14 protein-coding genes and 1 tRNA gene are annotated in these 11,511 nt (G+C 41.6%); 4 read left to right on the forward strand and 11 right to left on the reverse strand.

Annotation, left to right across the window (positions count from 1 at the left end):
• Positions 1 to 51: 51 nt before the first annotated feature.
• The 11 genes from T497_RS0106690 to T497_RS0106740 all read right to left on the reverse strand — a co-directional run bounded on the left by T497_RS0106690 (position 52) and on the right by T497_RS0106740 (position 8,558).
• Positions 52 to 921 (reverse strand): hypothetical protein, encoded by an 870-nt coding sequence (locus tag T497_RS0106690; protein WP_028514954.1) that lies wholly within the window; start codon positions 919 to 921, stop codon positions 52 to 54.
• Positions 922 to 979: 58 nt separating this feature from the next.
• On the reverse strand, positions 980 to 2,173 hold the full coding sequence (locus T497_RS0106695; protein ID WP_028514955.1) for a homoserine dehydrogenase: 1,194 nt from the start codon (positions 2,171 to 2,173) through the stop codon (positions 980 to 982).
• A gap of 18 nt (positions 2,174 to 2,191) precedes the next feature.
• Positions 2,192 to 2,635 (reverse strand): ACT domain-containing protein, encoded by a 444-nt coding sequence (locus T497_RS0106700; RefSeq protein ID WP_028514956.1) that lies wholly within the window; start codon positions 2,633 to 2,635, stop codon positions 2,192 to 2,194.
• Positions 2,636 to 2,811: 176 nt separating this feature from the next.
• Positions 2,812 to 4,086 (reverse strand): replication-associated recombination protein A, encoded by a 1,275-nt coding sequence (locus tag T497_RS0106705; RefSeq protein WP_028514957.1) that lies wholly within the window; start codon positions 4,084 to 4,086, stop codon positions 2,812 to 2,814.
• Between the two features lie 18 nt (positions 4,087 to 4,104).
• The gene (locus tag T497_RS0106710; protein ID WP_028514958.1) at positions 4,105 to 4,455 is read right to left on the reverse strand and encodes a VOC family protein; all 351 of its coding nucleotides are present in this window, start codon (positions 4,453 to 4,455) and stop codon (positions 4,105 to 4,107) included.
• Positions 4,456 to 4,463: 8 nt separating this feature from the next.
• Complete coding sequence (locus T497_RS0106715; protein ID WP_024859728.1) at positions 4,464 to 4,862, reverse strand: hypothetical protein; 399 nt, start codon at positions 4,860 to 4,862, stop codon at positions 4,464 to 4,466.
• Between the two features lie 65 nt (positions 4,863 to 4,927).
• Entirely contained in the window at positions 4,928 to 6,184 is a 1,257-nt protein-coding gene (gene glyA, locus T497_RS0106720; protein WP_028514959.1) for a serine hydroxymethyltransferase, read from the reverse strand.
• Between the two features lie 159 nt (positions 6,185 to 6,343).
• The gene (locus tag T497_RS0106725) at positions 6,344 to 6,892 is read right to left on the reverse strand and encodes a phage head-tail adapter protein (protein ID WP_347491637.1); all 549 of its coding nucleotides are present in this window, start codon (positions 6,890 to 6,892) and stop codon (positions 6,344 to 6,346) included.
• Between the two features lie 125 nt (positions 6,893 to 7,017).
• Positions 7,018 to 8,001, reverse strand: a complete 984-nt coding sequence (locus tag T497_RS0106730) for a dockerin type I domain-containing protein (protein ID WP_028514961.1) — start codon at positions 7,999 to 8,001, stop codon at positions 7,018 to 7,020.
• 11 nt (positions 8,002 to 8,012) lie between these two features.
• The gene (locus T497_RS0106735) at positions 8,013 to 8,291 is read right to left on the reverse strand and encodes a hypothetical protein (RefSeq protein ID WP_028514962.1); all 279 of its coding nucleotides are present in this window, start codon (positions 8,289 to 8,291) and stop codon (positions 8,013 to 8,015) included.
• A 15-nt stretch (positions 8,292 to 8,306) separates the two neighbouring features.
• On the reverse strand, positions 8,307 to 8,558 hold the full coding sequence (locus tag T497_RS0106740) for a hypothetical protein (RefSeq protein ID WP_028514963.1): 252 nt from the start codon (positions 8,556 to 8,558) through the stop codon (positions 8,307 to 8,309).
• Positions 8,559 to 8,760: 202 nt separating this feature from the next.
• Here T497_RS0106740 and T497_RS0106745 point away from each other — a divergent pair.
• The 4 genes from T497_RS0106745 (at position 8,761) to T497_RS0106760 (ending at position 11,482) form a co-directional block, all read left to right on the forward strand.
• Positions 8,761 to 8,836 (forward strand) — tRNA-Pro (locus T497_RS0106745).
• Between the two features lie 203 nt (positions 8,837 to 9,039).
• Positions 9,040 to 9,825 (forward strand): MIP/aquaporin family protein, encoded by a 786-nt coding sequence (locus T497_RS0106750; protein WP_028514964.1) that lies wholly within the window; start codon positions 9,040 to 9,042, stop codon positions 9,823 to 9,825.
• A gap of 155 nt (positions 9,826 to 9,980) precedes the next feature.
• The gene (locus T497_RS0106755; protein ID WP_028514965.1) at positions 9,981 to 10,496 is read left to right on the forward strand and encodes an NUDIX hydrolase; all 516 of its coding nucleotides are present in this window, start codon (positions 9,981 to 9,983) and stop codon (positions 10,494 to 10,496) included.
• Positions 10,493 to 11,482: a tyrosine recombinase XerC gene (locus T497_RS0106760; protein WP_028514966.1), complete on the forward strand. Its 990-nt coding sequence runs from the start codon at positions 10,493 to 10,495 to the stop codon at positions 11,480 to 11,482. The genes T497_RS0106755 and T497_RS0106760 overlap by 4 nt, the downstream gene beginning before the upstream one ends.
• Positions 11,483 to 11,511 lie beyond the last annotated feature (29 nt).

The following is an 11,511-nucleotide window of genomic DNA, read 5'->3' on the forward strand; positions in this document are numbered from 1 at the left end:
AGGTTTGTCAAGTACTTTTTCAAAAAAAATTCTCCCATAGGGAGAATTTTTTTAAACAAGTATATCTTTCAGCTTTTCATAGTTGGCTTTTACACCGTCATCAAGATCGAGTTTTATATGATTTTCTGCCATTTGATGAAGCCTTTGCAGAAATCCCTTCATTTCAAGAAGCAGAGTCTGCATACGCGAAATATCACGTCGCAATTTAGTTTTTTCTACGCCTTTTGCAGCGATGTATTCTTCACTTAGCTTGTGAAGTTCATCTTTTAGCTTAGCCTGATAGGGGAGTGCATATTCTTTTTCAAGAACTGACAGCAAGTCTTCATCATAGCGATGAATATACATCACTGCACGAAATGCTCCTTTTCTCCCCGAAGTGAACTGCCAGTAAATAGGGCGATTCTTATATACCTTGGAATGGTCTGCAAAGAAGCTCTTTTGCAGGTAATCATGGAGAGTTTTGCGAGAGTCCGAGCTGTTTCCGAGAGCTTCAGCGATAAAATCAAGGTTTTCTTCAAGAGTATCGCTGCCGTAGACTTTCTCTATAAAATCTATCACCGCAGCTGTCAAGCCGTTTTCCATATCGTTTACAGTCATGATATTGTCATGGCAGGGGATAATTGTCTTATATGCAGAGCTGTCCCACTTGCCGCCTGCAAAGCACAGTCCTTCTCTGTCGAGAGAGTAGCGTCCGAATATACAGCCAACAGCATAGCTGATAAGGCTTTTTATCTCCCTCTGAAGTTCTGCACGCCTGACAGTTATATCCGAATCATTGACCTGTGGATCAAGTTCGTCTGCAACATCATACAGGTCGATGAAAAAGCTGTTAAGCTTTTCTTCATTCTGTTTCAGCTTTCGGAATCGCTGCTCGCAGAGTTTTTCCCATTCTTTATACTTGTCTGATATAAGATAAGACATTTTCTACTCCTAAAAAAGATACTTCCGAGGATTATCGGAAGTATCGGTGATTATTCTATTATTCAAGTACAGGCAGATAAGCGAGAGCGCCAAGCTCAGCAGCCTTAGTCTTTGCCTCTGCAAATGTAAGCTTTTTGTTTGTTACATATGAAAGACCGTTCTCATTGTTATAGACTTCAACGCCGTTTATCTCAGAGCCGCTTGGAACGCGGAAGTACCAGCGGGATGAGAAATTGTCAATGCTGTCAACGAATGAATTGTCGAAAGATGACTCCCATGACTGAGAGAACACAGTTACCTTGTGCTTTACAGCTTCGATAACATCGCCCATAACAGCACTTGCGGTTGGCAGCTTACCTGCGCCTCTGCCGTAGAACATTGTCTGATCAATACCGTCGCCGTAAACCAGAACTGCATTGAAAACATCGTTTACGCCTGACATAATGCTGTCATATGATACCAGCATAGGCATAACAGAGGGGAGTATCTTGCCGTTATCCTGCTTTGAAACGCAGGCAATGAGCTTGATAGCGTAGCCGAGAACATCAGAAGCTTCAACATCGCCGAGCTGAATGTCTGTGATACCCTTTGTGTAAACGCTCTTAGGATAAACGTGCTTGCCGAAAACGAGTGAAGAGATAATGCATATTTTGCGGCAGGCGTCGTGACCTTCGATATCGGCTGTTGGATCCTTTTCGGCGTAGCCAAGCTCCTGAGCAAGCTTGAGAGCCTCTGCAAAAGGCATATTATCATTGTACATCTTTGTGAGAATGAAGTTTGTTGTGCCGTTGAGGATACCTGCTACCTTTGTGATATCATTAGCTGCAAGGCATCTGTGAAGAGGACGGATTATCGGAATAGCACCGCCAACGCTTGCTTCAAAGAAGAAGTTGCAGTTGTGCTCTTTTGCTGTCTGGAGAAGGATATCGCCTTTTTCAGCAACGAGCTCTTTGTTTGATGTTGAAACGCTCTTGCCTTTTTCGAGACAAGCCTTTACAAAAGTGAAAGCAGGCTCAACGCCGCCCATGCACTCTGCAACGGAAACGACCTCATCGTCATTAAGTATATCGTCAAAGTTTTTGGTAAACTTGTCAGCGTAAGGGGACTCAGGAAAATCTCTGAGATCGAGGATATACTTGATATCCATTTCAGTTCCTGCGTGCTTTTCGATGCTCTTTCTGTTCTTGTAGAAGAGCTCAACAACGCCCGAACCTACTACACCGTGACCTAAAACTGCAAATTTAGCTGACATAAAAGAAACCTCCGTAAATTACTCGGCAGAGAGTATTTTTACCTCTAAAACTCCGTCGAGTTCAGTAATTGAATTGAGCTTGGCGAGTTCATCATTTGATTCGCCTGTGAGTCTGAGTGAAATATTTACCGCAGCAGCTCCGTCAACAGGAATGCTCTGATTAACGGTAAGGATATTTGCATTCAGATCATGAAGAAAAACAAGCGCACTTGAAAGTACTCCGGGACTGTCGCTGAGGAGAAGATACATATTGACTATCTTGCGGTTAAAGAGTTCCTCATATGAAAAAACGCTGTCCTTGTACTTATAATAAGCGCTTCGTGAAATGCCGATACGTTTGCAGGCTGAGGCGAAGCTCTTTTCGCCTTTCTGCGCCATAAGCTTTTTTACTTCAAGGACTTTTGTAAAGACCTCGGGAAGAATATTTGCATCGGCAACAATAAGCTGTGATTTGTTATCCATAAAGAAATCACCTTATAAGTTATTGTTAAATCGTCCGCCAGTGGTGAACAATTGTATTCTACTTAATTACTATAACATTTTTTGTGTGTTTTGTCAATACCAAATAATTCCAGTTTTAGCTTATGAAATTAGGTATCTTGACAATAAAATATCCGCAGTATGAACTGCGGATAGGTCTATTTATCATGTTTTTCCAGTATCTTCTGCCTGTACTGGTATGCAGCCTGCTCCTGCTTGTTATCGCCGAATTTATAATATACATGGTCTGCGATAGCGTCTGGGAGATACTGCTGCTTGACGTAATGGTCGGGGAAGTTATGAGGATAGAGATAATGCTGGCCAACGACCTTTGCGCCTTTGCCGTCAAAGTGAACGTTCTGCAAGTGACGTGGAAAATCAAGAGCGTCGCAGCTGTTCAAGTCATCAAGTGCTGCATCTATAGCCATGCAGGCGCTGTTTGATTTGGGAGCGGTAGCCATGAGTATGATAGCTTCTGCAATAGGCAGCTTAGCTTCGGGAAGTCCCAGCTGCAATGCTGAATCCACACAAGCCTTTACTATCGGTACAGCCATAGGGTAGGCGAGACCGACGTCCTCGGAGGCAATGCAGAGCATACGCCTGCACAGAGAGATAATATCGCCTGCCGAAATAAGGCGAGCCGCATAGTGGAGCGCCGCATTTTCATCAGAGCCGCGGACAGATTTATGGAACGCTGAGAGTATATCGTAATGCTGGTCGCCGTCGCGGTCATAGCGCATATTACTGCGCTGTGCGAGAACTTCAAGGGAATCTTCGGTAACAGTTACCTTTCCGTCGGAGGCTTCACCGCATACAACGGCAAGCTCCGCAGTATTCATAGCTTTTCGTACATCTCCGCCGCAGCTGTACGCGATCTTGGTTATGATATCATCTGAAGCTACGACCTCATAGCCGTTTTCCTCGGACATTATGCGAAAGGCTCGTTTTATGGCGGGTATGAGTTGTTCTGCGGTAACAGGTTTGAACTCGAATACGGTACTTCGGCTGATAACGGCATTATAAACGGCGAAATATGGATTTTCAGTAGTAGAAGCAATAAGAGTGATATCACCGTTTTCGATGTATTCAAGGAGACTCTGCTGCTGCTTTTTGTTGAGGTACTGTATCTCGTCAAGGTAGAGGAGAATGCCGTTTTCGCTGCCGAATGTACCAATATCGGCAACAACGTCCTTGATATCGGACAGCGAAGCATTGGTACCATTGAGTTTATACAGCGACATACCGCAGTTTTCGGCAATAATACGGGCAACAGTGGTCTTACCGACTCCCGACGGACCATAGAATATCATGTTGGGAACTGTTCCGCTTTCAATTATTCGGCGGAGCGGCTTGCCTTCTGCGAGTATATGCTCCTGACCGACCACGTCGGCAAGAGTTTTCGGGCGTATTTTATCGGCTAAAGGTGCAGACATATCGTTTCTCCTTTCATTTTACTTTGCAGGTGCGGTGATTTCTATGTGATTCCCCTCTGAATCAACAAATTCAGCCACCCAGTTGTTTCCAATACGGGTTACAGGAAAGCATATCTCTTTTCCGTTAAGCTTTTCATTCAGGCAGTCAATACTTTTAACGCTGATACTTGGCAGGCAGTTGCTGCCGAAAGTGTGCAGTTCATTCTTCTTTTCATAGGCAAATAAGCCCAATCGAAAACCGTTTACATCGAAAACGCTGTAAACATCGTCTTTTTCGGTTACTTTCTGCTCAAAAAGCTCCTCGTAGAACTTTATAGCTCTTTCCATGTCTCTAACGCACAGATAGAGCGACTTTATGATAATTCTCATATTATGAATCAGCGATTGCCTGTTTGAATAAAACGTATCAGGGCTTCGATGTCGTCGAAATCGTCATAATCGCCGATAATGCCCTCTCTGTGGTAAACAATACCTGCTTTTTCATTTTTTTCAAGACAGTCCAGAAGCTCATCTACGCCAAATCTTCTTGCATATTCCGCAAAAGCGCGAGCTTTAATTTTATCCGCATATAAACCTTTGCGGCAGTCTTTAGGTTCACACTCATAGCAGCCGTTTATGTTCTTTTCAATTACGCATTTTCTGTTAACGCACCATTCTGCGTCCTTGCACCATGAAAGATCAAGAAAACCGTCACGTTTGCAGCCTTTACATTCAACATTTTCAGAGCACAGGCAGCAAGCCAGTCCGCATCTGGCTATTCCGAGTTCGCGTTTCATAGTATACTCCTATAATTATAAAAATCAAGGGACGGACAGCTCGTCCGTCCCTTATTGGCTATTGATTACTTGTAAAGCGGGAACTTCTCGCAGATAGCGTTTACGCCTGCACGGATCTTGTCAGCCTTGTTCTCGAAATCTGTAGCGCAGAGGTAGATGTACTCAGCGATTTTTTCCATTTCCTCGATACCCAGACCTCTTGTTGTAACAGCAGGAGTACCGATACGGATACCGCTTGTTACGAAAGGCTTCTCAGGATCATTGTGGATAGCATTCTTGTTTACTGTGATATAAACCTCGTCGAGTCTGCGCTCCAGTTCCTTACCTGTGATGTTGAAAGGACGGAGGTCAACGAGCATAAGGTGGTTATCTGTACCGCCTGAAACGAGGTTGAAGCCTCTCTTGAGGAGTCCGTCAGCAAGTGCCTTAGCGTTAGCAACTATTCTCTGCTGATAGTCCTTGAACTCAGGCTTGAGAGCCTCGCCGAAGCATACAGCCTTAGCAGCGATAGTATGCATAAGAGGGCCGCCCTGTGTTCCTGGGAAGATAGCGGAGTTGATCTTCTTAGCGAGAAATTCGTTGTTTGTAAGGATAAGACCGCCTCTTGGTCCGCGGAGAGTCTTATGTGTAGTAGTTGTTGTGATATCAGCATATGGAACAGGTGACTCGTGGCAGCCTGCTGCAACAAGACCAGCAATGTGAGCCATATCTACCATAAGGAGTGCGCCCACAGCTCTTGCGATCTCTGAAAGACGCTTGAAGTCGATAGCACGTGGATAAGCAGAAGCACCTGCAACGATAAGACGTGGCTTTGTCTTGTTAGCAAGCTTGTAAAGCTCATCGTAGTTGATAGTCTCTGTCTCGTCGTCAAGACCGTATGAAACGAAGTTGAAGTACTTACCTGAAAGGTTTACAGGTGAGCCGTGTGTAAGGTGACCGCCGTCAGCGAGGCTCATACCGAGAACTGTATCGCCCGGCTGGAGAACAGCGAAATATACAGCTGTGTTAGCCTGTGCACCTGAATGTGGCTGAACGTTTGCGTACTTAGCGCCGAAGAGCTTGCAGGCTCTCTCGATAGCGATCGACTCTACCTCGTCAACACACTGACATCCGCCGTAGTAACGCTTTCCGGGGTAACCCTCGGCATACTTGTTTGTAAGAACGCTGCCCATAGCTGCCATAACAGCAGGGGAAACTATATTTTCGCTTGCGATCAGCTCAAGATTTCTCTGCTGACGAGCAAGCTCCTTGCCCATAGCTTCGCCTACAGCAGGATCGTAGCTGCTTACGAAGCCGATTGAATCCATAAGATCGTTGTACATTATTAGCACTCCTTTAATAATAGTGTTCTGCGCAAATGCATTACTTTATAATTATACATTATATTTCTATAAATTTCAATAGGAAAAACGAAAAAAATTCATAAAATTATTTATTCAATAAAGAAAGCCCCGAAAGCATTTTAACTTTCGGGAGCTTTGTCATTTCTGTATCTTGTTTTTTATGCGTATCGCAGCTTCTGTGTGCATTATCCAGTGACGTGAAAAAGGCATCTGTATAAGTCCGCGGATATCCTTTCCGCACCAATAATCAATGAGCCAGACAGCATTTTCGTCTTTGCTGACGCTGTTTGAACTTTCAAGAGTCTTTCTGCGCTCTGAGGATATCTTATTTTTCAGCATATCAAATGATAAACTGCTGATAATACTTTCGGTACTTGCTTTTACATCATGTATATAGCTGTAAAGCTCATCAATATTAAGCTTAGCCGAAAAGTCTGCGATTTCTTCTTTTACAAGCTCATTTCCTGTCGTTATGATAGGGGAGTCTGTACGTTTCTGATAATTGTCAGCGAAAAACACCTGTTCGTCGCTATTTATAAGTGTGTGCGCGACTATATCCTCGATACGGAAGATGTGCCACAGGGAATAGGCGATAGTTTTACTGTGATAGCCCTCCACATTGGTAAACGGGATAGCATTGAAGTCCGCGCGTGCAAGCTCAGTCCTGAATGAATCTATAGTCTGCATCAACTGATTCCTTAGTTTAAACAGTGTTTCTAAGCCGTTTTGAAAAGAATCTTTCTTTTTTAGCTGTAACTGCATAGTTTTATTGAGTTCAGACCATTCTTTGTTCAAGACTATCACCTACAAAATCATTTCGTGCCAAGTATCTTATCGTAGTCGAAGAAGTTCTCCCAGTCCATGAACTCCTTTGACGTGGAAGTTTTAGCGTAATAATTTAAGATATATGAAGCGTCACGGGCGTTTACAGAACCGTCCATATTTACGTCGGCAAGCTTTATGAACTTATCCGAAGGGGTATAATTCTTTGAAGCCGCCATATTGGCGTATGCATTCAGCACCGCAGAAGCGTCTACAGAGTTTATGTATCCGTCTTCGTTTACATCGCCAAGGTCTCTGTAGCAGACTATGTCGAACTGGCAAAGAGATTTTTTGTCTCCGAGCGGATATACCGTTATTGTAGCCTTATCAGATTTTGCAAAAGCTTCCGACAGGGTAGCAGGGGAGGCTTTGCAGCTTGCGGAAATATCGACTACATTTTCTTCAGTGATATAATTGCCGTTTTTATCTTTTTTAGGCTTCTGAACAGTCTTTTTTACCGATACTTCAAGTCCGTCAAGAATAACGTTTCCCTTTGTGGAGAAATAACGGTACTTTTTAGGCGAATTCTTGAATGTTATTGTAGCTGTCTGTGATAAAGCGTGAATTGTATAATCATTGTCCGCAAAAGAGGGAGTTATATCCCATGCATAAAAGTCCTGCTCGGTATTAACTCCGAGATGTTTGTGCAGGGAAGAAGTATCCACGGATTTATAGTTTATAGGATCACCTTCCTCGACTTCAACGGTTTTCATAAGATTGCCGTCAAAATCAAGGAACTTGATGAAATATGTTTTCAGTGTAGTAGGTTCGGTAGTTGTTTCTGTAGTAGCTGTTGTAGTTTCAGCTGTTGATGAAGCTGTTGTTTCTGAGCTCTTTGTTGTATTTACCGTAGTTGCTGCTATAGCATTAGTTCCGCTGTTTGTTTGACTTGAGCCTGCCGTGAATACAGCAAGTCCTGCTGCGGAAACAAAAACAGCTGAGAATACAGCTGAGGCAATATTTTTTATATTCATTCGATTACCACCTAACCTTGCCAAACGCAGAATAATCTGCAAAATTTTGAAAGCCTTTGACATACTCTTGCATAATGTTCAAGTTTAAGCTTGCGAAGCATAAAATTCGCGTAGATAAACTGCTGAGTTTCTTCATCAAAGGCATATATCGCAAAAAGGATGACTTCATCTTCTGCAAGCTCGGATGAAGCTTCAACTGCCATGGAATGATACTCTTCAAATCTTTCTTCAATATCCTCAAGCCTGTAGAAGCCATGATAGATAAAGTCGATATAAAGATCAATATCCATAATATATGACTCCTTTTATTGATCTTTGGTTTCTTCTGAATTTTTCTTTTCTGTTTCTCTGATACTCTTTTTCTTTATTTTGAAGCTGACATATCCTGCAACAGCAGCTGTCACGATAAATATTGCTATCATTATGCAAATGATAATGCTTTTTGGAATATCAGTTTCGCTTGAAGCTTCAGCTGCAAAAGCGTTTGTACATGATGAAAAACACAAAAATGCCGTTGCAAAAGCGGATAAAAGGATATTAATAATTCTTTTTCGCATACTTTCAGCTCCTTCCGTTTAAATATTATAACACATATTTTTCAAAATAGCAAGAAACGATGCAAAAAACTACTTTTTTTCATTAAATATTAACGGCAAATAAGGATACCGAAAAGATTTTTCTGCATTTTTGAAAAAAGTGCTTGACAAAGCATTATAATGATGATATAATATATAACGTTGATTGCGATAACGAAACCGTCTGGGTGTGGCGCAGTTGGTAGCGCGCTACCTTGGGGTGGTAGAGGCCGTGGGTTCAAGTCCCGTCACTCAGACCAATGCAATCAGCATACCCCGGAAAACCGATACTCGTTTGAGTATCGGTTTTTTCTATATAATAAATTCTACAATATGCATAATTATGACTATTAATTATTATCTGTATTTTTTATTAGAAAATATTGACACATATGTATAAATGATGATATAATTAATTTATCGGTATATCCGAAACAATTTTATATGTTAAGGAGGCAATTATATGGATTCAATCAAAAAATATGTAGCAGAAGTTATAGGTACATTCGTACTTGTTCTTCTTGGCTGCGGTACGGCAATGCTGGTAGGCTGTGACGCAAAGAACGGCGGGGGATATATCCTGACTGCTCTTGCATTTGGTCTTGTTATTGTCGGTATGGCTTACTGCGTGGGAAATATTTCTGGCTGTCATATCAATCCGGCGGTTTCTCTTGCAGTTTTAGTAAGCGGAGGAATGACATTCACTGATTTTGTAGGCTATGTTGTTTCACAGTGTCTGGGAGCAATCGCAGGTGCTGGAACATTAAAGCTTATTTTTGACCTTGGAAATGTTACCGATATGACCGGCGGATATGGTGCAAACGGTCTTGCAGGCGTAAACGGAAACGCCGGCGCCGGTGTCATTGTAGAGATAGTTCTTACATTTATTTTTGTACTCACTATTCTCGGTGTTACATCTAAGAATGCTAAGCACGGTTCATTCGGCGGACTTATAATCGGTCTTACACTTACACTGGTTCACATCTTCGGAATCGGTCTTACAGGTACATCTGTAAATCCTGCAAGAAGCCTTGGACCTGCAATTTTAGCTGGCGGAGATGCTCTCAATGATCTCTGGGTATTTATTGTCGGACCATTTGTTGGTGCTTCAATTGCTGCTGTAGTTTATAAATGTCTTGAGCCTGCTGCAAAGGCTGCTCCTGCACCTGTTGAAAAGGTCGCTGCTACAAGTAAAAACGCTTCTACAGCTAAGCCTGCAAACCACAACAATAAAAAGAAGAAAAAGTAATTTCAAAAAGCTCCCATATCGGGAGCTTTTCTTTTTGACGTGAAATCTTGAATTTCGTGCAGAGAAGTGATATAATAACAATAATGAATTATAAGGCAAAGTTTCACCAAATCAAAGTTTGGCGAAACTTTGTAAATAAAAATGAGGTTGGATTTATGAAACAGCTTTTTAAAATAGATCTGAAAGATTATGATGAAAGCTATAGTCGCTTCAAACGTCCGTCTGTAAGAGGCATAATTATTACTGATAATAAGGTCGCAATGGTTTACAGCCATAAATATGACTATTATAAATTTCCGGGCGGCGGAATTGAAAATGATGAAGATCACATTGAAACACTTAAACGCGAAGTTCTTGAAGAAACCGGTTTAACTGTTCTTGATGATTCAATTCGTGAGCTTGGCTCTGTGGTTCGTATTCAGAAAAGCCGATTTGCTGAAAATGAGATTTTTGAACAGGAAAACTTTTATTATCTGTGTGATGTTGAAGCTTCTGTAAAAACGCAGTCTTTGGATGAATATGAACTTGATGAAGGCTTTACGCTGAGATTCGTTTCACCTAAAGACGCTATTCTAACAAACAGAACCCACGATCACGGCGATTATGACCTTATACTTATTGAACGTGAAGCACGTGTTCTTGAATATCTTATTGAGAATGATTATTTATGAAAAATTTAAACAATAACTCAAATCCCGAATTCTTAAATGAATATCTTGTGCATATCAAGGTAGTTCAGCTTCTTGCGCAGCGTACTATTGAGGAGTATTACACGGATATAAGGCTTTTTCTCAGATATATCCATGAAAGCAATATTAATACAGGAAAAGATATTGAGGACATTGATATAAGTGATATGTCTGTTGCTGAGCTGCAAAAAATATCTGTTTCCGATATATATAACTTTATTTTTTATGCTTCAGATGAACGTCAGAATAAGGACAGAGCACGTTACAGGAAGATATCTTCTTTGAGAAGCTTCTTTAAGTATCTCGAAAAGGTAGCTCATATTATCAAGGAAAATCCTACAAAAGACCTTGATGTTCCTACTCCTAAGTCTTCCCTGCCGAAGTTTCTTTCTCTTAATGAGAGCATGAGACTTCTTGAAACAGCTGATTCTGCTGATTCAAAACGTGATTACTGTATAATAACCTTATTTTTAAACTGTGGAATGCGTTTAAGTGAGCTTGTTGGCATTAATATTAAAGATATTGATTTCTATGAGAATCGTTTAAAGGTTCTCGGAAAGCGCAGCAAAGAGCGTATGGTTTACCTCAATGAAGCATGTGTTGATGCGCTTCAGAAGTATCTTGCTATAAGGAAAAATAATCCAAAGGCTGCCGACGAGCCTGCGCTGTTTATAAGCAACCAGAACCGCAGGATATCCAAGCGCAGAGTTCAGCAGATAGTTGAAGATATGATACAGAAAGCCGAGCTTGACGGCAAGGGTATTACTACTCATAAGCTGAGGCATACTGCGGCAACTCTTATGTATCAGTACGGTGACGCCGATGTGCTTACGCTTAAAGAGCTACTTGGTCACGCAAGTATATCCACGACAGAGATATATACTCATCTTAATGATGAAAATGTAAGAAATGCTATTGAAAGCAATCCGCTCTCTAAAGTTAAATCCGATAAATCTGATGACAAATAATATCTTCTAATTTAAAACTTTAGTGTTGC

The organism is Ruminococcus flavefaciens MA2007 (assembly GCF_000621845.1).
In the GTDB taxonomy this organism is placed as follows: Bacteria; Bacillota; Clostridia; order Oscillospirales; family Ruminococcaceae; genus Ruminococcus; species Ruminococcus flavefaciens_E.